Here is a 24,334-nt window from a genome sequence, read left to right as displayed (position 1 = left end):
AACTGAAAGGCGGCGGAATGGAGATTTTTATGCCAGACAAAGGGGAAACTGATAGTGGTTGATAATGCAGATATTTTATTAGATGATGATACAAGAAAATATATTTCGCAGGATGATGAAAATCAGTATCTGCTTATCGGAAGAAATCCGAAGAACCTGTTTGCAACAAAAGAGAATCTCTTTGAACTGGCGAGTAAAAAGGTGGGGGAGCAGACGGAGTTTTTGATTCAGCCGTATATATAAATGGTTCATAATAAGCCATATAGAATAAAAAGTAGCAGGATAATGGATTACCACTGATTGATAGACAGAACAGACATTTTTATTTATAAGAGAATTAATATATAAAGGGGAACGAAAATGATTGCACCAAGAAAAGTAAAATTTGAAGCGAAGAAAAAAAGAAATGAAAATTATGAATTTCGTACTTATCTGAAAGGAAATGCAGAGGAAAAAGAATTGGATGAACAATTCCACAGGCTGCACAATGAGTTGTTTGCCGGATATGACTGTAGCAGATGCAGAAATTGTTGTAAGATGTATAATGGAAGCATACCGGAAACTGACCTTGAGCAGGATGCGCGGCATATGGGACTTACGAAAGAGCAGTTTCTTGAAAAATATCTGGGGGAAGATGACGGAGAAAACGGCTATCAGACAAAAAATATACCCTGTGATTTTCTGGGAGCAGATGGAAACTGTCAGTTAGGTGATTGCCGACCGGACAGTTGCAAGAAATATCCGTATACGGATCAGCCGGACAGATGGTCAAGTCTTTACAGCGTGCTGGATGTAATCGAAGTCTGTCCAGTTGCGTTTGAGATTTATGAGAGGCTGAAAAAGGAATACGGGTGGAGATACAGACGTTAAGTACGAAGTGAAACCCTTAGGAAAAATTTAAAAAGTGCAGGATAATTGTAGAAACAGTGTCCCGGAAAATTTTCCTTGAAGGAATATATTGAAGAGCGCGCGATAAAAATTGCGCACTATATTATTGATACCAACGCTACCGTGCGGCAGGCAGCGAAGAAATTCGAGGTATCAAAATCAAAGGAATATGAGGTTAAAATAGAATGATGTATGTGAATAATACAATAATACGATGATAATAATATGAAAGCAAGAAGGGGCATATCAGTGATGGCTCCTTCTTTTAATATGTTAAAATTATTTGTCTATTTCATTTCTTTAATCAAATCATAAATTAATCTTTTTTGGTTCTCAGTTAAACTGATCCAGCGACTAAATAAATCTAACTGTTCACTGTTCAGTTGAACAGTGGAACTGTTATCAGAAAAAAATTGTGCTAATGTTATTCCGAAAGCAGAACAAATAGCTTCTAGAGTAGAGATTGACGGAACCGTATTTCTACGGTGGATATTTGCAATAGTAGAAGAGGATAAACCGGATTCTACTGCTAATTTATAATCTGACCATTGCCGTTCTTTCATTAAATCATCAATCCGTTTAATTACATCCATAGTATACCTCCGTTTTGTAATTATTATAGTGTTCAAAAGAATAAGAAAATAGAACTCAGATGTAATAAAAATATTGCTCAAATGAAATTTCTATGATATAATTCAAAAAAGAATAGTTAATATATAAAAGTTAAAAAAATAGTAGAAGAAGGGGGAAGAAGATCAGAAACTAAATGTAAAAAAGTGGAGCATTAAATGGAACAGGCGATATTTTATTATAAAAATCAATTTATAGGCTGATGATATTATTTGGATTTCATAATAACAAGAGCATGTGAAAGTAGAAGATGGAAAATAGAAACGTATATAATACACATTATATATAACATTGGTTATTGAGGTGAGGTAAAAATGAAATTGAGAAAACATAAGATATGGATAGTATGTGGTATGATTTTAGGAATATGTTTGTTCACAGCGTGTGGAAAGACTACGGGGAAATCAGAAATAATAGGAACATGGAGTAGTGTTGAGGGGTCGAGCAAATTCATTTTTAATGAGGATGGGACATGGATTTTTGATGCTAACTGTCCGGCAAATGGGACATGGATAATCACAGAAGGTAAAAATGAAATTCAGATGCCGTCTCAAGCTGGCTTGGGGCAGGATATGTGGCATGTTGGAGGGGTGCACGAATTTTCTATTGATGGAAATAGACTGAATCTTGATGGTGTAGGAGAATTTGAGAAAGAGTAAACGCAAAAATGATATTTTTGATGTCGAATGGCTTTGAAATCGCAATTTTTCGGAAGAGGTTCTTTCTTAATATTCAAAGCGGATTGTTGTGTGGGGTAAAGGGGAAAAATAGAATTAGCGTTGCATAGGAACAGAATTTTATGTTGCTCAAGATGGAAAGAGAGGAAAAGATAGTGAGGAAATTATTGCGTCAACTTTTAGTGGCGGTTTTATTGTTGGGAGGGGTGTCATTTATTTATGAAGACAGTAATGTTGTGCAAGCATCTTCAGATGCTCCGTACATTAAATTCGGAGATATTAATTTTGATGGAATTATTAATGGAAAAGATTCAGAATTGCTGCAACAGCATATTGCGGCTGCAAAATCCGATGAAGTGCACGCGAAGCATCCTGACTGGTATTTAAAAGGTAAGACATTTAAAGCAGCGGATGTTAATGCAGACAACAAAGTGGATATTACAGATCTACTGCATATTCAACGGCACATAGCGATGGAAAAAGGAGAGGCGTATGTTTCTCATATTATTACAGTTACATTGATGGACGAGAATAAAACAAAGGTTTATGACTGCTTTCCTGTTATCTATAATTGGAAAGATGACGCCCGAAACTGTTATCCGAAATTATATCAGCCTTCGAAAAGTGGATATATATTTAAAGGGTGGTATTTACATTTGTACAGAGCGGAATCTTACGGTTCATTAGCTAATATATATGACCATGTGTTGTGTGCTGATTGGGAAGAGGAAAAAACTTTTGCTAGCTATAAGTTGAACTTTGATGCCAATGGCGGAACGTGTACCATAGGGTATTATACGTTGAAATCTGGCGATTCCTATGGAATATTGCCAATACCTACAAGGAAAGGATACACATTTACAGGTTGGTATACTGAAAAGAGTGGCGGAAGTAAAGTTTCTTCCAGTACAAAAATGAAAGAAAAGAACGTAACTGTGTATGCACAATGGAAATCAGATAGAGGAGGCTATGATAATGCAGCAACTTTGCCAATAAACGGCAGCTGGAGTGACAGTTATTGGCATACAGATTCTGATCACGAACATTGGTATAAGATAGTATTGCCGGCGGACGGCAAACTTACTTTTAAAGCAATGAGTTATGCAAGTGTACTTTATAAATTGTATACGCAGGATTTAAAGCAAGTGGGAGGTATGCACTGGTCATTATCTAATGGGACAGAAAATTCTCCGAATACAGTAGAAAGTAATTATGTTTTGTCAAAAGGAACATATTATTTTCAAGTTTCTCCAAATGGAAATAAAGGACGATACAAACTGAATGCTTTGTTTCAGAAATATACAACAAATGATGAAAATGCAATATCATACGATTCACCGCAGAATCTTTCAGCAGAATCAACAGTAAATGGAGCTTTGACAGAGACTGATTTAGAGGACTGGTATCGCATTTATATTTCTGGTTCTAGAAAATATAAGATTCGTCTGACAAGTTATTTTTCTTCTTGCTATATTAAATTATATAATTCTGATTTGTCAAAAACGTTGTTAAGCAATTCGGTAGGCGGCAGCGAGACATCACCTCAGACAAAAGTCTGTGATATAGATGTGCCGGATGGAGTATATTATCTTAAAATTGACAGAAGTATATACAGTGCTGCTGGGAAGTACATACTTACGTTCAACGATATAATATCTGTTAACAATATCACTATGAATAAGAGTTCCCTTACTTTGGGGATGTATTGCGGGGCACGTTTGACTGCGTACGTATGGCCGTCAGATGCTGTTAACCAAGCTGTACTTTGGAAATCGTCTAATCCATTGGTAGCCACTGTGTCGGATGGCGGTTTTGTATCAGCTAAAAGTGCAGGAACAGCAACAATTACTGCGACGGCGGCAGATGGAAGCGGGGTAAAGGCGAATTGTATTGTGAAAGTGCAAGAGGATCCAGAGATAACCTGTCAGAGAAATGGACATATTGGAGTGTGGGTAACGTCAAAACAGGCTACTGTTCTTGAAAAAGGAAACCAGTATCGTATATGTACAAGATGTCACAGAAAAGAATATGCTGATATTGCAAAATTAACTCCTACGGTAAAGGTGACGGCATCGCAGATAACGTTGAAAGTGAATCAATCTACTTCAAAGGTAAAGATTAGTAGTCTGGCTCAAGGAGATTATGTGACATCATGGAAATCCAGTAATTTAGGAATTGTAAAGGTAACAAATAGTGGGAAAATTATAGCACAAAAGAAAACGGGAACCGCGACGGTTACAGTTGCACTGGCCAGCGGTAAAAATGTGCAGATTAAGGTAAAAGTGCAGAAAACAGCGGTAAATCCATCTAAAATTATGGGAATTGGAACTGCACTGGAAATGAAGCGGGGAACCTCACGGACATTAAAACCCGTGATATCACCTATTACTTGTACTCAAAAGATTACATATAAAACATCAAACAAAAAAGTGGCGACAGTTTCTTCTACAGGAAAAATCACTGCTAAAAAGAAGGGAAGTGCTGTAATTACCGTAACTTGTGGAAATAAGAAGGTGAAATGTAAGGTAAGGGTATATTAATGCGGGTCAAGAAATCTGATGGTGCAGGAAAATCTAAGAAAGAGCAAAAATAAAGAAAAAAGTAAAGCTTCAGATGCAATCATATGAGACAACTGGGAGTGCTTTCCCCGAAAAACAATGCTGCTACATTGTTTTTTGGGGAAATTTAACATAGGGAGAGTGGGTGCAAAATGAAAAAGGTAAAAAAATTATGGATAATGTTAGTGCTGATGGCTTTTGCTATAGGCATTGGATATGGCATTTTCAATCACTTTAGTGGAAGTGGACGATATGAAGAAGAACCTTATATGGGGGCTACTACTGTATTGGAAAGGAGTGAGTTTGATGAATTTTCTTCAGAGATTGCAAATCTTATCAAAAAATATGATGGAAAAAGGTTGGAAAAGGATGCGTTATCGATTCCCTATTATTCAAGACGACTTATTGTGCAGGGAACGGGAGAAAAACTAGATCTTACCACATATGGGGCAAAAATAGTTGTGCAGGGTCCTGATGACATGTATGTTATGCAGTTTACCACCAGAGAAGCAACAGAAGCCGCATACAATCAACTGCAGAATCTGATAAATATTGAATATTGTGAATTAGATCAATACGCAGCAGGTTCGGAAAGTACCGGGGATTATGAGGCAATGTCTTGGGGTGTAAGTAGAATAGGTGCAGATAACTATGCAAGGCATGTAAAAAATGTGACAAATGAGGGTATTACAGTAGCCGTTGTGGATACTGGGATATACGAGCATGCCTTTCTTGCGGGAAGAATAGAGGCATATGGCATGGATTATGTTGATAATGATATGATACCGGATGATCAAAATGGACATGGCACTCATGTGGCTGGGACAATAGTGGACTGTACGCCGGGATTAAATGTAATGATTTTGCCAGTTAAGGTACTTGGTGCAGATGGGAAGGGAAGTTGGCTAAGGATAAGTCTTGGTATTCGATATGCGGTTAATCAAGGCGCACAGGTTATTAATCTGAGCCTGGGGAACAAGGGACAGAAAGGAATCAGCCGAACGGTGGATAATGCCGTTTTGTATGCGATTAATCGAGGATGTACGGTAGTCGCCGCGGCAGGAAATGATAACTGGGAAGTTGAGGATTGTTCTATTGTGAATTTAGATAAATGTATTGTAGTATCTTCAGTGGACAGCAATTTGCAAAAAGCTTGGGATTCAAACTGGGGAAGCAGTATTGATTTTGCGGCACCGGGAGTTAATATCGTAAGCTGCATGCCAAGATTTTTTGGAGGAAAGGCAATAGGAGATATGACCTATGCCAAGGATGGAACGTCTATGGCGACACCGCATATTACTGCACTTGCAGCAATGATAAAACTGGAAAATCCAGATATGACTTCATATGAGATACAAGAAGTTATGAAAGAGCACTGTGTTGATTTGGGTGAAACAGGATGGGATCCGTATTATGGATGGGGAATGCCGGTCTTTTCCAATGAAGAGGAAGAACCTGCCGATGAAATGGATTCAGAAGTATTAGAACAGGAACAAACGGAAGAGTCTGAACAAACCGATTCCCTGGAAGGTTATAGAGAGGTTCTGGAAGAATATCAAATGTTGGCAGAAAATCAGTTTTCACGTAATTCATGGGAACAGGCAAAATATGCTAATGAAGGGGTTATGAATTTTCAGCTTCAAGGATTTTACTACAACGTTTATTATAGACTCATAGATCTTGCGGGAGATGGGGAACCAGAGCTCTTAATTTCGATTAATGAGGAGGGAGAACCGGTTAATATTGTGGACATTTTTGGGCTTCAGAAGGGAAAGCCGTTGGCGCTGATAGAGAGCAATGAGTCTGTGGGGTATCGTTCCACATATTACATTACTAAAGATAATAGGATTAAAAACAGGAGTGCAGGCGGAGCACTGAATGTATGGATCAAGTATTATGGTCTGGCTGAAAGAAGCGTTATTCCGGAATTAGAGGACGAGTATGTCTATGATGGCTGGGACGGAGAACATTATACGCATATAGACGCTGCCGGTTCGTCTGAGAGTGTCTCAGAGGATGAAAAAAGAATAATATTTTCTGATGAGGATGTAGATTATGGCGGGGAATGGATACTTTTGTATGATGGACAGACACACCAAAGTTATGTAATGCCGGAAACTAAAAAAGAAGACGAAAATGATCAGAGTAATCTAACAATTCCTATCCATATAATTACAGACCATGACAGTACTTCTGCTACAGCCTATCAAGGAATCTTTATGAATGGAGATACCTTTATCAGCCTTCCATTATACACATCCCATGAGAGTGGGGAGGCTGTCGGAATTGCGTATCGTGTAACAAAGCCTTATAGAGATGAAAATGGATATGTAACTTCGGATATTCTGGAAACGCTGGGGGAAATTTATGATGCGGGAATTGGCTATGAGATTCGAAATGAAGGAGAAAGCTATGGACTGTCGTATCAGCTGAATACAGTAATATTGACAGATCATCCTGTTTACAATGGAACTTATACGCAGGTTTCAAATGGTGGGGCAAATATGAATCCATCTGATATATGGTTGAATATACCGGAAGAATCAGTGGATATAAAGGATGACGAAGCTTCACCTAAACAAAATGAGTATAAAGATATGGCAGAAACGTCCGAATACGTTTTGCCGGACAGCGATTCTGTAGTAATATCCAGGGAACAACTGGAAGGACTGAGCGAAGGAGATTTAAGGATTGCCAGAAATGAAATTTATGCAAGACATGGAAGAATGTTTAATTCCGCAGATCTTCAGCAATATTTTAATGCTAAATCGTGGTATGTGCCAAGATATACTCCGGAAGAATTTGATAATATTCAGTATGATATTCTAAGTGATATAGAGTGGGAAAATATTAAGTTGATTCTTAAAATGGAGGAAGAGTGAGCTATTGAAGTTATGCAAGTAATACTTGATGCTTTTTGATGATAGCGATAAAGCAGACCGTTTTATAAAATTAGGCGCAAGTAATATAAGATGAATTGATAGGTTATTTTTCCGTTGATGGACTTCAGAAAAAATAAAGCATGATTCGTATTTTGGGTGGATAGGGTTGCCTGGATACAAATCATGCTTCTATTTTTCGGCAGAAGACTTGATATCTTTGAGATATTGCAAATATGATGTTACATATCTTGCATGAAATCGAGCACATTGTTACAAGTTCCGGTTGGCTTTGAAAAGCAAAGAAATCACCAAAATCATGCAAGGCATTGAGTATGTTGGTGATTTCTTCATAATTCGCTGTAAAGTCTTTCTTGATTTTTTATTACTTTGTCAAGCTGGGATGAAATTTTATCCAGTTTATCAATAATAATATTGGCTTTGCGTTCTTCTTCAAATATGTTATAGGCTCCTTTATCGAATCCTTCTGCTTGCGGAGAATGCGTACGTCTTGATTCTAAATACTGTAAGAACATAGTGCATGCTTCTAATGTTCGATAAGAGGAATCATTATAAATGATATTCAAATCATAAAGTCTCTGTAGTATATAAGCACATTGCTGATAAGATGTTTTAATTTTTTCGCCAACTTATAATCTAACCATTGCCGTTCTTGCATTGAGCTATCAATTATTTTATAACATCAATTTAGTATCTCCATTATGTAATTATTATAGTGTTTAAAAGAATGAGAAAATATTGCTCAGATGTAAGGAAAATGTTGTTCAAATGAATTGGCTATGGTATAATAAGTATATGAAAAGGTTTTTAAGAGAGGAGGTGTGTCATATGAAAAAGGGCAAAGTATTTGAGTTTCCGAAGATGATAGTATTAACAAAGAGTAATAGAGTTGCAGCTTATGGTCCGGAAAATCCATATCACTGTACATTTAAAGCTTGCTGTTATCAGGGAAAATAGTTGGAATAGAATAAGTGATTTGAGGTCTCGCGTTAAGTTTGAACAAATTTACGCGAGATCTGATGAAAGAAAGGAAAACAGATGCAGACAAACCCGGATTTGATTTTAAGAGAGATATATGGGAAATCTATTTTGATGCCGATAAGATACAATGAGGCCAGTAACGACCCTATTTATCTGAATGATGTTGCAGCTTTAATATGGAAGAAGGTAGCTGCTTCAAATGACCTATATGAATTGAAAAAATCCATATGTGAAATATATGAATTAGACGAGGATTCTACTGAGGCATATTCAGTTGAAAAATTTATAACACAACTTATAGAAAATGAGATTATTTTTTACTAAAGAAGGTATTAATTATGACGGACCAATATTGTGCACATAATCAGTTAATAAATGATTTTATAGATGAAAATTTTGAAGGTATTAGGGCCCCATTTACGGCAGGTTTTGAACTGACATGTAAATGTAATTTGAATTGTGTTCATTGTTATGCCAAACCTGGACGGGGACATGAGGATATGACTACAAATGAATTTAAAAATATTTTTGATACTTTGGTGGAGCGAGGGCTTCTGGATTGCTATTTTACAGGAGGGGAAATATTTGCTCGGTCAGATTTCGAAGAATTGTATATTCATGCGAAAAGAAGAGGAGTGTTAATATCTCTATTATCCAATATCACTCTGTTGTCCCAGAAACATATTGATTTATTTAAAGAATATCCGGTAGAAGTGATTAGTACGTCCATGTATGGATACAACGAAGAACTTTATGAGAAAGTGACCGGAGTAAGAGGTAGTTTCAAAAAATTTATGAATGCTTTGGAACTATTACAGAAAAATGATATTAAATATGAACTGAAATTTGTTGCAATGGAACAAAATATTGATGATTTGTATAAAGTAAGGGAGTTTGGAAATAAACTTGGGGTTCCGATGGTTGTAATATTGGATGTACACCCGATGAGTGATGGCTCTATGGAACCGGTTGCATTACGATTAACGCCAGAGCAAGCCTTTGAATTTGATGTAAAGGATGAAGGAAGAAATCGGTTTTGGAAAGGTGTTGCTAAAGAACTTTTGACAGGAGAAATTCAAATGCGTCCGCAGCGTACAATGGAACGGTTTAATGAGGGATACCTTTATCCATGCTCTATTGCTAATCAGCATGTATTTATTACTTCTGATTTAAAAATGCAGGGGTGTGTTCGTGCTTCCTACAGGAAATTTGATTTGCGTAAGGGAAGTTTTGATGAAGGCTGGGAATATCTCCAAAATGAATTTATAAATAAGAAATCATCTGCTGGATACAAGTGCAATAAATGTGAAAATATCCGGTTTTGTGAGCATTGTGTTGCTAATTTTAAATTAGCTTATGATGACGAAGAACATGTAGATCCGTTCTTCTGCAGGGTAGCAGAATTAAGAAGAGAGTTTGTGGAGAAGGAAATTAAGAATCTGCTAGATAGAGAAAAATAGTGGAATATCCAGAATAAAGAAGATAAATGTCTTTTACAGCTCGGAGTAATGGGCTGTGAATAAAATTGGCATATTGTGAGGATGGGAAATATGAAAAACAAGAATTTAATAGAATATCTGCAAGATGTTTTCGAGTTAGAAAAACAAAAAACAATCGCGGAGAAAACGATAGAATATATAGAAAGGAAATATCAGATAGCGCAGAACAATTTTGAAGGGGGAAAAAGCGTATACAAAAGAAAAATGTCTGGGGGTCAATTCGCTTGCTTGGGAATATGTATGTACAGCCTGCTTGTTGCAGGAGGCGGGATTTGGGCATTGTCGAATCCGAATATTACCGCTGATAAAACAGACGTTTATATAATGCTTTTTCTCGCAGTTATTTTTGGTGGTGTTTTTGTAAATTCATATAAGAAAATGAAAAATGATGAGACGGTTGTAAATACGTTAAACAAGACGATAGGAGAAAAAGGCGAAAATGATATGCACATTCTTGAAGCAAATTACCAGATAATAAAAGAGGCATATGATATAAATAAAAAAACATTAGAAAAACTATATTCTTTGAACATTATATATCACAAATATCATTATCTGGAAGCTTGTGGAATGTTTTTGGAATATTTAATATCAGGGAGGACACATTCTCTGGAAGCGCAAGGGAGTGATCCAGGAGCTTACAATATATATGAAGATGAATTGTATAGAGGAATTATTGTTGATAAATTGGATAACATTCTGAGCAATCAATGTATTTTGATTGATGGACAGAGACAGATATCAAAACAACTGGATTTTCTTACAAAAGGAATTGATGAGGTGCAAAAAGAGATGAAGGGTGTGAAAAAAGCTGCCCAGCTGAACACTTTTTATAATTCGGTTACAGCGTATAACACCTCGGTATTGAGGAAAATTTCAGAACAGAGATATTATAGCAAACAGAGAAACAACGATTTGAAATAAAAAGCATTATGTATGAGGCTTATAGAAATGAGAGTTATATGAATGACTCCGAAGGAAATAGTAGCTTTATCAGAAATGGAGAGCATTAAGGAAAAATGGGAAAAAGAAATATTCTTATACTATCAGTAACTGGGGAAAATAATTGGGGAGATGTAAGTTCTTTTTCCGGTTTTCTAAGGATATTAGACGTATTATGTATATGACAAACATTATTAGAAGAATGGAATCAGTGCTGGGAGTCATGAAAATCAAAAGTGTATTTCCAAGTGATACAGTATTAGAAAAGATGCTGTACCTTGCCAGTGAAAATGTAAATTTAGAAAGTGGGCGCAGGAATATCGGAACTGGGATTAGGTGTTTTTCTTAAATGATTATACTGTAAGTAGAAAGATATATTCGATAACAACAAAATTAACAATTCAGCAGTAAATTCTTATATATCTATTTCTTATCAGTAAAATTTAATTTCCAAAGATGCAAGATTTTTTATGCCTTCATCTGAACCATTCATACCCGCATACCTCCGCGCATACATTGTAAAAACAGTGTCCCGGAGGATTTTCCTTGAAGGAATATATTGAAGAGCGCGCGATGGAAATTGCGCACTATATTATTGATACCAACGCTACCGTGCGGCAGGCGGCGAAGAAATTCGGGGTATCAAAATCAACGGTACATAAAGACGTCGTAGAACGTCTTCCGCAGTTTAACCTTGCGCTTGCGCAGAGCGCCCGGAAGGTACTGGACGTCAACAAATCGGAGCGCCACATTCGTGGTGGACTGGCTACAAGAGAAAAATATCTTCATATTGAGCAGAGGCGGTAACTGCCCCGGCGGTATGTGGAAAACCAGGGTAGCCGAAAAAGCGGTACCCAATCCGGCAATGTGGGAAAATGGAACAACGGCAAAAGCGGCACCCGCCCCGGTGCTTTGCGGGGGCATCGGAACAACGGCAAAAGCTGGCATCTGCCCTGGCGTGCGTCCGGGGCGGGGCAGGTGTCCCGCCTCAGAAGTCGCCATCATACATTTTGCGCAGCTCGGTGGGAGTGAAGCCGGTGAGCTTCCGGAACATGCGGAGAAAGGACGAGAGGTTGGAGAAGCCGCACTGCAGGGAAATATCCAGCACCGAAAGATTTTTATCGACCAGAAGATGCTTTGCGTGGGCAATGCGCTTCTGGTTTAAATATTTATAGAAGGTAGTATCGGCGTACTGCTTGAAAAGCCGCGTAAAATGATACTTGGAAAAGCCCGCGAGGGAGGCGACCTCCTCAAGAGAGAGCGGCTCTGCATAATGCTCGTTGATGTAGTTGCAGATAAAAAGAAATTTTTCCATGTATTCCTGTTGTTTATTGTTTTTCGCTTCAAAATTATGCTGCGCGATTTCGGCGTAGCAGCGCCCGACCAGCACGAGGATTTCCAGAAATTTGGCGTAAATCGAGGATTCCGTATAGGGAAGGTTGCGGAAATACTCGTCGCGGATTTCCAGCATAAGGCGGTGAATCTGCGCGTGAATCTGCGGAAATTTTTCCGGGCTGATTAAAATGGCGGGACTGATCATGGAAATGACGAGGTCCAGCTCCTGCAGGTCAATCTGGGCGAGGCTGACCAGAAAAATAATCCGCACGCCTTTGGGCGGGGAGAACAGCTCGTGGATGACGCCGGGACAGATAATGATAATATCGCCCTCATCCAGCACATATTCTTTTTCGCCGCAGTGCACGGAATAACCGCTTTCCGTCGGCATAATCAGCTCAAAGGGCGTATGCCAGTGCGGCGGGTAATTTTCACACACATCGTTATTATGCAGACGTATCTGCATATCTTTGCGGTAATTTACCGTCTCGTGGAGACCGACCAGGTTTTCAATCATAAAATCACATCCTTAGTATGAGAAGTTGCGGGATAATCCTGACAATTATTACTTTACTATAGCAAAATAATGGGAAAAAGACAACTGAATAAGAAAAAAATCCGAATAAAATGACCATATTTGATAAGCATAGCAAATATATAGAAGCAATAATTCATAGCTGTTCCGCAATAATTACCAAGAAAAGCCGGTATTTCTCTGTTATATTGGTACTAAATTTGTAACAGTGAGGCATTTTGCGGGGCTGAGGCGCTGCGGTTGTGAGAAAGGATGCTTATGGCATGATTGAAATACTGAACGGCATGACGGAAACCATTAATTACCGGAATTCGATGGATTTCCGGCTGTTTCACAATGTGGATTACGAGGATTATCCGACGCACTGGCATGTGGGAATCGAGATTCTGATGCCGGTGACAGAGATTTACGGAGTAATTGTGGATCAAAAGAAGTATGTCCTGCAGGAGGGAGATATTCTGATTGTGAATTCGGGCGTGCCGCACGCGCTGGAAGCGCCGCCTACCGGAGAGCGGATTATTCTGCAGTTTGACCCGGCGCTTTTGTATTCTCTGAAGGAAATGGAGACGCTATTGCTTTTGTTTCCGCCGGTTTTCTATATCACGCCGGAAAATGAGCCGGATTTATATCCGCTTGTCAAAGCGAAAATGGAGGAAATCATCCGCGAATATGACGGGCAGCAGGCGTTTGCCGGAGCGCTGGTTTACGCCTCTCTGATTGAGCTGTTTGCCGGCGTGGGACGCATAACGCGGGAGCGGAACATAGAGGGGACTGCACTTCATGATATGCGGCGCAGCAAGCAGGACCGGCAGTGGGAATACCAGGAGGTGGCTCTGAAGGCGTGCAATTACATTAACCAGCATTACCAGGAAAAGCTTACGCTGGAGGAAACGGCGAAGATGGTCGGCTTTTCCAAATATCACTTTACACGGGTCTTTAAGAAATATATGAATATGACATTTTACGAATATCTGAATAAGAAGAGAGTGAAATGTGCGGAAGGACTGCTTTATTCCACGGAAATGAGCATCACCGATGTGGCGATGAATTCCGGCTTTTCGTCCATGAGCTCTTTCGACCGGACCTTTAAGGCGCTCAACAAATGCTCGCCGAGCGAGTTCCGTGGCGCGATTCTGGACAGAATCAGAGAAAAGGGCACAAGCTCGTATATGTAACTTCATACGGCTGTGCCCTTTCGCACGTGGCATCCGTCCGCACCTGTCCCGGAGCGCAAATGGACCTGTGCGGCGCGTTCCGGGGCTCCGGGATGGCGGGCATCCGCTTCAGGCGCGGCTGCTTTCGTAGAGTACCCAGTCAAAGTCGGCGTAATTGCTGGAGGGCTGCCCGTTGGAGGAGGCGTACATACCGAGATAGGTGCCGGTAAAGCCCTCATTTACGAGCGAGCTGAGCAGCGTCGGGTCGGCGTCTTCGTACAGCGGCAGGAAGGTCTGGTCGTCAGAGCCATAATAAAAATGGTAGCCTTCCTCTGTGGCGGTGATGGTAAGGTAGAGGCGTCCGTCCGCCGGAAGGTCACATTTTGCAAGAACCGTGTCCGCATGGTTTTTGCAGGATACCAGCTTCAGAACGCGCGCGCCGTTTTCCAGCGTGATGGTGAAGCGGTAGTGATAACGGTCGTCCTGGACGGCGGCGAGCCCGGCTTTCTCCGCGGGAGTCTGCGGCAGAAAATCAATGGCTGTCTGCATACGGAAAGCTTTGTGCTGCTGACGGCGTCCGACAAAGGCGGGCGTGCAGATTTCGCTTAATACCTCCGGCAGCAAATGCAGGCGCAGGCAGCCGGGACGCTCCGTCAGAGAATAAAACGGCTCTGCAGCGGGGTGGATGGTGTTCCAGCGCATGGAAAGCTGCGGCGATTCAAAGTTGTCGCTGAAAAATTCCGGCTTCGGCAGAAATACCGGCAGATCCGGGCGCCGTTCCGTGCGGTTTACCAGACCGTTTTCGTTGTCGGCGCGCAGCCAGCCGTCCGCATCCCAGATGACGGGAAGGAGGAAGGTTTCGCGGCCGAGATTGAAATGGGCGTCTTTGTACGGGCGCACGCCCAGCAGCACCATCCACCATTCGCCGCGCTGCGTCTGCACGATGTCGGCGTGACCGACAACGGAAATCTCATGTTCCAGAGAGAGGTGCCGGTGTGTTATAATGGGATTGCGGGGGCAGATTTCGTATTCCCCGTCGATGCTGCGGCTTCTCGCCATCATGACAGAGTGATTGGTGAAGGTGCCGCCCTCGGCGACCATCAGGTAATACCAGCCGTTTTCAAAGTAGATGTGCGGCGCTTCAATCCATTTGCTGCGGGAGGTGATGCCGTTCCAGATGGTTTTGCGCTCACCTTTAAATTGAAAGGTTTCCGTATCAAGCTCGCACAGATAGATGCCGTGATGTCCCTCATAGAGGGCTTCCGGGCAGATATAGTTGCCGGCGTACCACATGCGTCCGTCGGCGTCGAAGAAAATGCTGGAATCAATGCCGTCCGCACCTTCGATGAAATGTGCCCTGCTCCAGGGACCGGCGGGATTTTCTGCGGTGATAATGTAGTTGTCGCGGCGCGCTTCCCGCCCTTCGGAAACGAAGGTGTTGATGATATAATAAGTACCCTCATGATAGCGGATGGTCGGCGCCCAGAGACCGAGCGAGGTTTCGCAGTTTTTGTAATCGAGCTGGTCCGGGGAGGAAATGCCGTGTCCAATCTGTTCCCAGTGAATCAAATCGCGGCTGTGGAATACCGGAATGCCGGGAAAATAGACGAAGGAAGAAGTTACCATATAATAATCGTCTCCCACGCGGCAGATGGACGGGTCGGGATAGAATCCGCTGAGAATCGGGTTTTCAAATGTAGCTTGTTTCATAATGTAAGATGCCTCCTGTCTGCTGAAGTATTTTAGAATATGGCACAACGGTGCCGCTTTGGCAGTATGGACAAAATCCGTGGAAGGAAAAATCCAATGCCGGTTCGTCCGGTGCCGTTTTTGACAGTATAGCACAGGAGCGCGGAAAGGTCATGCGAATAATTGCGGGATTTGCAAAGGGGAAGGATGTAATGGAAAATAATATGAGACTTCCGAAAATTTTCGGGGAGGGCTGCGTACTGCAGCAGGGAGAAAATACCAGAATATGGGGCTGGGGCGCGCCGGGAGAAATGGTGACGATCCGGCTGAAGAGCCGGGACGAAGAAGAACCCCGGCAGACAGAGAAGATGGAGAAGGTACAGGAGCCAGACCGGATACAGGAACCGGGAGAAAACGGGAATTCATGGAGCGATACAGCAATCTGCGTGCAGGAGCGCTGCGAAAAGGACGGGCGTTTTGAAACCTGTTTCCCACATCTTGCGGCGGGCGGTCCGTATGTTCTGGAGGCTGCCGGAGAAAACGGGCAGGTATGCAGAGTGCAGAATGTGTATGTTGGAGAGGTGTTTGTCTGCGCCGGGCAGTCAAATATGGAGCTGCCAATGTGCCGGGTGCGTGTGCGCTTCCCGGAGGAATTTGCGGCGGGCGGTGCATCGTCGGGAAGTGATAAAAAATCTGCGGCGGGCGGTGCATTGCCGGAAAACGACAGCGAAGGCAGCGCGGATTTTGCGCGGCGCCCGTCTGCGAACGATTTTGTGCTTCATATTTATAAGGTGACGGAGCACTATGATTTTGACGCGCCGCTTGATGACCATGTGCAGGCTTCCTGGCAGGCGGCTGTGCGGGAAAATCTGGAAGAGCTGTCCGCTTTTTCCTATTTCTTTGGAAAAGAAATTGCGCTTTTCCGGGGCGTGCCGGTCGGTATTTTGAATCTGAGCCTTGGCGGGACGCCGGCGGAAGCATGGACAAGCCGGGAAGGACTGCGGGATAAGCCGGAATACCTGAGAATAACGGAGCAGTTCCGGGATAAAAATTTCTGTAAAAATCTGCTTGCAAAAAAAGAGCGGCAGGAGCAGAATTGGTATGATACGCTGCGCAGGCAGGAAGAACTCTCAGAGGGACAGGACGGGGCTTCGTCAGCGGAAGGACAGACAGAGCCTTTGCCGGGACGGGATGCGGCTTTACCGGCGGGAGGACGGACCGGGCTCCCGGAAGGGCAGTCTGCGTTTCTGCCGGAGCGTCAGCCGGATAAACAGTGGCATCAGATCACGCTTCCCTGTGAGTTTAAGGATACGGAACTGGGACATTTTTGCGGAAGTCTTCTGCTCAGAAAGAAATTCAGGATATCGGAGCAGCAGGCGGGCAGAGCGGGCGTGCTTCGCTTCGGCACGCTGGTGGACAGCGATGAGATGTTTCTGAACGGCGTGAAAATCGGAGAGACAGGCTATCAGTATCCGCCCAGACGCTATCCGGTGCCGGAGGGACTTTTGCGCGAGGGAGAAAATACGCTGGAAATCCGCCTCATCTGCCGTTATGGAAATGGAAGGGTGACGCCGGGTAAGGCGCTGGATATTATCTGGGAGGATGTGTGCAGCGATGACTGGATGCCGGGGCAGAAGGAAGCCGGAGCGATGCCGGGACGGACGGATGCCGGAACAGCATCGCAGGCGGATGCCTCCGGAAGGAAAGCGCAGCCGGAAGACGGAAGAAAGCTGCGGCAGACAACATCGGAAGCAGAGCCGGGTGCGGCGGAAGGCGCAGACCTGGCGGACAGCGCGCCGGTTGCGCTTGGCGGCACATGGGAGTACCGCATTCTTGCGGCATGCGGACCGGCGCCGGAGCAGGTATTTTTAAACCGCACGCCGACAGGTCTGTTTAACGGCATGGTGGCTCCCTGCCAGCCTTATACGGTGAGCGCCGTCGTCTGGTATCAGGGAGAATCGAATGACAGCCATCCGGGGGATTATGCGCAGCTCCTTGCCGGGCTGATACAGGACTGGAGGCGCGGCTTCCGGCGGGAGGACCTGCCCTTTGTGGTGGTGCAGCTCCCCAACTGCGGTGTGGACATTGCGCCGGGCGACGCCTGGCCGCTTATCCGTGAGGCGCAGCTTTCGGCGGAGCGTCTGCCATATGTGGCAGTAACCGTTAATCTGGATATCGGTGAGGACAACGACCTGCATCCGCTGAACAAGAAGGCGGCGGCACAGCGGGCGGCGCTGGCGGTCCGCAGCCTGGTCTATCAGGAGCCGGTGCACTGGCAGGGACCGCGTCTGGAGGCAGTGAGCGTGTGGGGAAGCAGCCTGCGCCTTACCTTCCGGACGGACGGCGGACAGGGAACCGCCGGGCAGACCAAAAGTGCGGCAGAAATTCTGCCCATAACCGGAAAGAAAGCGGAAAATGCGTCTGTACCGGCAGGCGGTCGCATCGCTCTCAGAGAGTGTGGTGCATGCGGGCAGGAAAATCCGCGGCTGTTTGAGCTTGCCGGGGAAGATGGCATTTATTATCCGGCGCAGGCAAAGATTTCCGGAAACACAGTGTGCCTGCAAAGCGGGCAGGTGAAAAAACCGTGCGCGGTGCGCTACGCATGGGACTGTGCGCCGGGAAAAAGACTTTTGTATGACGAAAACGGGCTCTGCGCAGCGCCGTTTTGCATAAAGCTTCGTATAAAATGAGCAAAGGAGACGAGAGATGATGCTGTTTAATGACGGATGGGAATTTAGCAGACAGCCTCTGCATACGACATTTTCTGAAATGAAGGAGCGGGAGCAGATGTTTTCGCCGGTCGGGCTGCCGCATGACTGGCTGATTTATGACACCAATCATCTTTATGAGGACGGCACCGGCTGGTACCGGAAGCGTTTTGTTCTGGAAAAAAAGGAGCAGGAGTTGGTGTTTCTGCGTTTTGACGGCATTTATATGGACAGCCGGGTGTATGTAAACGGGCATCTGGCGGGGGAATGGAAGTACGGCTATTCCGCGTTTGAGCTGGATATCACGCCGTTTCTGGAAGACGGGGAGAATGAAATCCGGGTTTCTGTGGATTTCCAGGCGCCCAACAGCCGCTGGTATTCCGGCGCGGGGATTTACCGGAATGTGTGGCTGAAGCAGGTGCCCAGGGAGCACCTCGTATCAGACGGTATCTATTTTCACGCGGAGCCGGTGAAAGCGGCGCCGGAGAATGATTGGAATATTGATCTGGAGGTGGAGACCACCGGATGCGATCTGACTGTGACGGCGGATCTTCTGGCGGAGGATGGCACTTTGCTGCCGGTGCGGCAGGGCACAGGAAATGCCGGAGAAAAAGAAGGGCAGCAGGGCACATGGAGCATTCAGCCGAAGGAGGGACAGACTGGGGTCTGGGTTCACAGCATCCGCCTGCTGGCGGAGCGACCAAAGCTCTGGGATGTCGAAAGTCCGAATCTCTACACTTTGCGCGTGCGCCTGTTTAAGGATGGTGTGCTTCTGCAGACGGAAGAGCAGCGGGTAGGCTTCCGCGCCATCGCTTATCTGCCGGACGGGGGATTTTTCCTGAACGGCAGGCACATAAAACTGAACGGCGTCTGCGAGCATCACGACCTCGGCTGTCTGGGAAGCGCTTTTCATGAGCAGGCGATGCGCCGGAAATTTGAAATCATCAAAAACATGGGCGCGAACGCTGTGCGCTTTGCGCACAACATGCCGGCGGCAGAGGCGATGGACCTGGCGGACGAAATGGGGCTTCTGGTAATCTCGGAGGCATTTGATATGTGGGAATCCGCCAAAACGCCGTATGACTATGCGCGCTTTTTCCAGCAGTGGTATCAGCGGGACGTGGCGAGCTGGATACGCCGTGACCGCAATCATCCGAGCGTGATCATGTGGTGCGTGGGAAATGAAATCCACGACACGCACGCTGGAGAAAAGGGCAGGCTGTGGATGGAAAGGCTGATGGCGGAGGTGGAAAAGCATGACGCAAAGCACAACGCGCCGCCGACGCTTGCCTCAAACTACATGCCGTGGGAAAATACGCAGAAGTGCGCCGATGTGATAAAGCTGATCGGCTACAATTACGGCGAAAAATATTACGACAGCCATCATGCGCAGCATCCGGACTGGATTATTTACGGAAGCGAGACCTCCTCGGTGGTGCAGAGCCGCGGGATTTATCATTTCCCGTATAAGCAGTCTGTGCTTGCCGATGACGATGAGCAGTGCTCGGCGCTGGGAAATTCCACGACGAGCTGGGGCGCAAAATCGGCGGAGGCATGCGTGATCGCGGAGCGCGACCGCCCGTATTCCTGCGGACAGTTTTTGTGGAGCGGCTTTGACTATATCGGCGAGCCGACGCCGTATCACACACGGAATTCGTATTTCGGGCAGATAGACACGGCGGGCTTCCCGAAGGACCCCTATTACCTCTACCAGGCGGAGTGGAATGACCTCCGGAAGAAAACGGTGCTGCATCTGTTTCCGTACTGGGATTTCAACGAGGGGCAGCTTGTGGATGTGCGGGCGTACACAAACGCTCCGGAGGTGGAGCTGTTTCTGAACGGAAAAAGCTGCGGCGTCTGCCGGATTGACCATGCGCACGGCACGACGCTCTCCGGCAACTGGCAGGTTCCTTATGAAAAAGGGGAAATCCGGGCAATCGCCCGCGATGAAAACGGAAATGTTCTGGCGGAAGATGCGCGCCATTCCTTCGGGGAGGCGGCGCACATCATGCTGACGCCGGAGCAAGAGACGCTGCGGGCGGACGGGCACGACCTTTTGTTTCTGCAGATTTCCATGACGGACGCGGACGGTTATCCGGTGGAAAACGCCAACAACCGCGTGCAGGTGACGGTGACGGGTGCCGGGGCGCTGGCAGGCTGCGATAACGGCGACAGCACGGAGACGGACGGCTATAAGACGGGCAGCAGAAGACTGTTTGGCGGAAAGCTGCTGGCGGTGATAAAGGCAGGGACACAGGCGGGAGAGCTGTGTGTGACGGTATCCTCGCCGGGACTGCCGGAGGCGCATCTGACGCTTCAGGTAAGGGAGAGCGCGGCGGTGCGCGGAAGTTCTCCGGAGGCTTATCTTGCAGAGATGCCGGTGCGCAAAGCGGCGGAAAATTCCCTGCCCGCGGATGCAGACGCGACATCATTCCGGAATGCTCTGCCCGCGGATGCAGGCGCGACGCCGTCGGAAGTCCCGTCCGCGGGCGAGGCGGCCGCAAAAATGACGGGAGAAAGAGACGGCTCGGAAGAGCAGAAAAATACGGAAATCCCCGTGCGCAATATCCGCCTGATGAGCAGCGCGGGAAACCACCTCTCCGAGGAAGTACCGGAGACGACGGTGACGGCGCAGCTCTGCCCGGATAATGCGGACGATAAGGAGGTCATCTGGCGAATCGTGGATGACGCGGGCATTCCGTCTCCGCTCGCAGAGCTGCAGGCGGACGGGCGGACGGCGCATGTGCGGGCGAAGAGCGACGGCTGCTTCCGGCTGCGCTGCATGTCGCGCTGCGGCACGGAAAAGGTGCGCATCATTTCGCAGATGGAATTTACCGTTACCGGGCTGGGAAAGGCATTTCTGGACCCGTATTCCTTCGTCAGCGGCGGTCTTTACAACTACAGCCGGGGCGATGTCGGCAACGGCAACGAGCATGGCGTCGCCACGGCGCGCGACGGCGAGACGCAGGTGGGCTTCCGGGAGCTGGATTTTGGTCCGGACGGTTCCGATGAAATCTGTCTGCCCATCTTTGCGCTGACGGACGAGCCCTACGAAATTAAAATTTACGAGGGAATGCCGGGCGAGCCGGGAGCGGAGCTGATTGCCGACGTCATTTACCAGAAACCGTCCATCTGGAACACCTACCAGGAGGAAACCTACCGTCTGAACAAATGGCTGCGCGGAATCACCGGCATCTGCTTTGTGCTTCAGAAAAAGATTCACCTGAAGGGCTTTTCATTCGTGAAGAAAAACCGCGCCTTTGAAAAGCTGGCGGCAGTGCAGTGCGACGCCATTTACGGCGACAGCTTCCGGATCGCGGACGGCGTTGTGCGGGAAATCGGCAACAACGTGACGCTGGAATTTGGCGGGCTGGATTTCGGGCAGGAGGGAGCCGCGCGGATTACCATCTGCGGAAGCACCCCGCACGAGAAAAACACCATCGTTCTGCGCTTTGCTTCCGAAGCGGGAGAGGAAACGCGGATGCTGGAATTTATGCGCGGGGAGCCGGTGCAGACCTTCTCCTTTGAACGGATCTGCGGACGGCAGACGGTACGATTTGTATTCCTTCCCGGAAGCTGCTTTGATTTTGACTGGATACAATTTGAACGCGAGTCGTGAAGCGGTCGGCGTTTATGAGCATGAAGCAGAGTAAAATGCGAATGTCCACTTTACAAAACATCCAAATAACGCGAAATTTGCTTTTTCCCATCCGGCAACGCCGGGTGGGAAATATATTTTTGCACAAAAATAATGGCTGATTTTTGTAATCAATGCACAAAATGGATATCAGAGGGAAGAAATGGGAGCAATATCTGCGCAGTAAAAGGCAATATATTTGATGCAAACGCCATAAAAATGACATATAATGTATCCAGCAAAAGCGGAAAATGTGCAATCTAACGAAAAAAGAAGGGTCTGAAAGAGAAAAAAAGGAGAGTGATGTAGCAAAATGGCAAAAACAAAAGCAAAAAAAGAAAAGCTGAAGCATGACGAATCGCTGCTTCGTCATGTGAAAAAGAATTGGAAAATCTACACATTTCTGATTCTTCCGATTCTGTACTACGTTATTTTCAAGTACATCCCGATGCTTGGAAATATCATAGCCTTCCGCCGTTATAAAGGCGGACCGAACATCTTCGGTGAAAGATGGGTTGGGTTCCGTTATTTTGAACAGTTCCTGACAGACAGTAACTTCTGGCAGGCATTCCGGAACACCCTTCGCTTAAGTATCGGATATCTGCTTGTACGTTTTCCGGCAACATTGATTTTCGCTTTGTTAATCAATGAAATCAGAACAAAATGGTGGAAAAAGCTTGTTCAGACGATTTCCTACCTGCCGCACTTTATTTCTCTGGTAGTTGTCTGTGGTATGGTAAAAGAGCTTCTTTCCTCCACCGGTCCGATCAACACGCTGCTGGCGTCCCTTGGACTGGACAAGATCGCGTTCATGTCAGAACCGGCGTGGTTCGATACCGTGTACATAGGGTCCGGCATCTGGCAGGCGTTAGGATGGGGCACGATCCTTTACCTCACTGCGATGACAAACATCGACCCAGGACTTTACGAGGCGGCGGAAATGGACGGTGCAAACCGGTTCCAGCAGACCATCCATGTGACGATTCCGGGCATCCTTCCGACGATCATGACGCTGCTCATCATGGATATCGGAAACATCCTTGGTTCGAACAACATGCAGAAAATCCTGCTTTTGTACAACCCGCTTACACAGTCCCGCGCGGACATCATCGACACGCTGGTATACCGCATGGGTATTTCGGGAGGAAACTTCAGCTATGCGTCGGCGGTTGGTCTGTTCTCCGCAGTTATCGGTCTGATTCTGGTAACATCGGCGAACTACCTGTCGAAGAAATTTACAGAAACATCACTGTGGTAGAAGGGAGAAAGGACAGATGGAAAATTCAAAAATCAAGGTTTCAACGGGATACCGCGTATTCCAGGTGATTAATACCATCATCATGATTCTGGTCGTGTTCGTTACCTTATATCCGTTCATATATCTGGTAGCGCAGTCCTTCAGCAGTGACACGGCAGTTGCCGCCGGAGGGGTTACGTTTTTCCCGGTAGGCTTTACGACCGCAACTTACAAATATCTGCTCAGTGACAGCCGGTTCTTCCGCTACTACGGAAACACCATCATATATTCCGTAGTCGGCACATTGATTTCCGTATTCGGTACGGCGCTGCTCGCCTACCCGCTTTCGAAATCAAGGCTCCGCCTGAATAAGTTCTTCACACCGTTCGTTGTATTTACGATGTATTTCAGCGGCGGTCTGATTCCGAACTATATTCTTGTTACACAGTGGCTGCATCTTGGCAATACTATCTGGGCAGTGGTACTTCCGGGCGCGATCAGCACCTTCAACCTGCTGCTTATGAAATCCTTCTTCGCCGGACTGCCGGAGGAGCTGGAGGAGGCGGCCTCCATCGACGGCATGGGCGTTTACGGAATCTTCATAAAGATCATCCTGCCGCTCTCCAAACCGATCCTTGCAACGATGACGCTGTTTTATCTGGTTGGTCTGTGGAATGAATGGTTCGGTCCGTTCCTGTATTTGGACGACGATGCTTTAAAGCCGATTTCGCTGTGGGTACGTCAGCTCGTAGAGGGTGCAAACAACGTGGATATCGGTTCCAGCGGCGAGGCAAGCAGCGTGCAGGCAACGCTGAAATCCGCAACAATGGTACTGACATCCCTGCCGATCATCTGCGTATATCCGTTTGTACAGAAATACTTCGTACAGGGTATGACGATGGGTGCGGTAAAAGGTTAAACATGTTATACAAAGCACAGAAATGCTTTTATAAATAAAACAAGG

Annotated in this window: 19 protein-coding genes and 2 pseudogenes; 17 read left to right on the top strand and 4 right to left on the bottom strand. The window is 45.6% G+C overall.

What is annotated here, in order from left to right:
- Positions 1-54: 54 nt before the first annotated feature.
- From NQ534_RS03250 to NQ534_RS03240, 3 genes and pseudogenes are all read left to right on the top strand, one after another.
- Complete coding sequence (locus NQ534_RS03250) at positions 55-243, top strand: hypothetical protein (protein WP_006864170.1); 189 nt, start codon at positions 55-57, stop codon at positions 241-243.
- Between the two features lie 117 nt (positions 244-360).
- Entirely contained in the window at positions 361-870 is a 510-nt protein-coding gene (locus NQ534_RS03245) for a YkgJ family cysteine cluster protein (RefSeq protein WP_006864171.1), read from the top strand.
- Positions 871-945: 75 nt separating this feature from the next.
- Positions 946-1,050 (top strand): annotated as a pseudogene (locus tag NQ534_RS03240) (sporulation transcriptional regulator SpoIIID); the annotation flags it as partial.
- Between the two features lie 125 nt (positions 1,051-1,175).
- On the opposite strand, the gene NQ534_RS03235 reads toward NQ534_RS03240, so the two are convergent.
- Entirely contained in the window at positions 1,176-1,481 is a 306-nt protein-coding gene (locus tag NQ534_RS03235; protein ID WP_176944214.1) for a helix-turn-helix domain-containing protein, read from the bottom strand.
- 351 nt (positions 1,482-1,832) lie between these two features.
- On the opposite strand from NQ534_RS03235, the gene NQ534_RS03230 reads away from it, so the two are divergent.
- From NQ534_RS03230 to NQ534_RS03220, 3 genes are all read left to right on the top strand, one after another.
- On the top strand, positions 1,833-2,177 hold the full coding sequence (locus NQ534_RS03230; RefSeq protein WP_006864175.1) for a hypothetical protein: 345 nt from the start codon (positions 1,833-1,835) through the stop codon (positions 2,175-2,177).
- Between the two features lie 140 nt (positions 2,178-2,317).
- The gene (locus NQ534_RS03225) at positions 2,318-4,735 is read left to right on the top strand and encodes an Ig-like domain-containing protein (protein WP_006864176.1); all 2,418 of its coding nucleotides are present in this window, start codon (positions 2,318-2,320) and stop codon (positions 4,733-4,735) included.
- 170 nt (positions 4,736-4,905) lie between these two features.
- Positions 4,906-7,635: a S8 family serine peptidase gene (locus NQ534_RS03220; protein ID WP_006864178.1), complete on the top strand. Its 2,730-nt coding sequence runs from the start codon at positions 4,906-4,908 to the stop codon at positions 7,633-7,635.
- 347 nt (positions 7,636-7,982) lie between these two features.
- Here the strand turns inward: NQ534_RS03220 and NQ534_RS03215 are convergent, their stop codons facing one another.
- Positions 7,983-8,168: a hypothetical protein gene (locus tag NQ534_RS03215; protein WP_006864179.1), complete on the bottom strand. Its 186-nt coding sequence runs from the start codon at positions 8,166-8,168 to the stop codon at positions 7,983-7,985.
- A 313-nt stretch (positions 8,169-8,481) separates the two neighbouring features.
- Here NQ534_RS03215 and NQ534_RS03210 point away from each other — a divergent pair, with 313 nt between their 5' ends.
- The 6 genes and pseudogenes from NQ534_RS03210 (at position 8,482) to spoIIID (ending at position 11,882) form a co-directional block, all read left to right on the top strand.
- A complete protein-coding gene (locus tag NQ534_RS03210) occupies positions 8,482-8,610 on the top strand; it encodes a hypothetical protein (protein WP_006864180.1) in 129 nt (42 codons plus the stop codon).
- An 81-nt stretch (positions 8,611-8,691) separates the two neighbouring features.
- The gene (locus NQ534_RS03205; protein ID WP_006864181.1) at positions 8,692-8,958 is read left to right on the top strand and encodes a PqqD family protein; all 267 of its coding nucleotides are present in this window, start codon (positions 8,692-8,694) and stop codon (positions 8,956-8,958) included.
- 14 nt (positions 8,959-8,972) lie between these two features.
- On the top strand, positions 8,973-10,094 hold the full coding sequence (locus NQ534_RS03200) for a radical SAM protein (protein ID WP_006864182.1): 1,122 nt from the start codon (positions 8,973-8,975) through the stop codon (positions 10,092-10,094).
- 90 nt (positions 10,095-10,184) lie between these two features.
- Positions 10,185-11,057 carry a hypothetical protein gene (locus NQ534_RS03195; protein WP_040785241.1) on the top strand — a complete coding sequence of 291 codons (873 nt, stop codon included), beginning with the start codon at positions 10,185-10,187 and terminating at the stop codon, positions 11,055-11,057.
- Positions 11,058-11,105: 48 nt separating this feature from the next.
- A pseudogene (locus NQ534_RS21845) lies at positions 11,106-11,411 on the top strand (transposase); the annotation flags it as partial.
- Between the two features lie 210 nt (positions 11,412-11,621).
- A complete protein-coding gene (gene spoIIID, locus NQ534_RS03185; RefSeq protein WP_040785245.1) occupies positions 11,622-11,882 on the top strand; it encodes a sporulation transcriptional regulator SpoIIID in 261 nt (86 codons plus the stop codon).
- Positions 11,883-12,063: 181 nt separating this feature from the next.
- Here spoIIID and NQ534_RS03180 read toward each other — a convergent pair whose 3' ends face one another.
- Complete coding sequence (locus tag NQ534_RS03180; RefSeq protein WP_006864186.1) at positions 12,064-12,927, bottom strand: helix-turn-helix transcriptional regulator; 864 nt, start codon at positions 12,925-12,927, stop codon at positions 12,064-12,066.
- Positions 12,928-13,208: 281 nt separating this feature from the next.
- Here NQ534_RS03180 and NQ534_RS03175 point away from each other — a divergent pair, with 281 nt between their 5' ends.
- Positions 13,209-14,120, top strand: coding sequence for an AraC family transcriptional regulator (locus NQ534_RS03175; protein ID WP_006864187.1), 912 nt, complete (start codon positions 13,209-13,211; stop codon positions 14,118-14,120).
- A gap of 108 nt (positions 14,121-14,228) precedes the next feature.
- Here NQ534_RS03175 and NQ534_RS03170 read toward each other — a convergent pair whose 3' ends face one another.
- Positions 14,229-15,809: a glycoside hydrolase family 43 protein gene (locus NQ534_RS03170; protein ID WP_040785248.1), complete on the bottom strand. Its 1,581-nt coding sequence runs from the start codon at positions 15,807-15,809 to the stop codon at positions 14,229-14,231.
- Positions 15,810-16,000: 191 nt separating this feature from the next.
- On the opposite strand from NQ534_RS03170, the gene NQ534_RS03165 reads away from it, so the two are divergent.
- From NQ534_RS03165 to NQ534_RS03150, 4 genes are all read left to right on the top strand, one after another.
- Positions 16,001-18,478: a sialate O-acetylesterase gene (locus NQ534_RS03165; RefSeq protein WP_176944213.1), complete on the top strand. Its 2,478-nt coding sequence runs from the start codon at positions 16,001-16,003 to the stop codon at positions 18,476-18,478.
- Between the two features lie 16 nt (positions 18,479-18,494).
- Positions 18,495-22,115, top strand: coding sequence for a glycoside hydrolase family 2 TIM barrel-domain containing protein (locus tag NQ534_RS03160; protein ID WP_006864191.1), 3,621 nt, complete (start codon positions 18,495-18,497; stop codon positions 22,113-22,115).
- A 331-nt stretch (positions 22,116-22,446) separates the two neighbouring features.
- Entirely contained in the window at positions 22,447-23,391 is a 945-nt protein-coding gene (locus NQ534_RS03155; RefSeq protein WP_006864193.1) for an ABC transporter permease, read from the top strand.
- Between the two features lie 16 nt (positions 23,392-23,407).
- Complete coding sequence (locus tag NQ534_RS03150; RefSeq protein WP_006864194.1) at positions 23,408-24,289, top strand: carbohydrate ABC transporter permease; 882 nt, start codon at positions 23,408-23,410, stop codon at positions 24,287-24,289.
- Positions 24,290-24,334 lie beyond the last annotated feature (45 nt).

Source organism: Marvinbryantia formatexigens DSM 14469, assembly GCF_025148285.1.
Classification (GTDB): Bacteria; Bacillota; Clostridia; order Lachnospirales; family Lachnospiraceae; genus Marvinbryantia; species Marvinbryantia formatexigens.
Note: the sequence above shows the minus strand (reverse complement) of the source record. Positions and strands in the feature narration are given on the sequence as shown.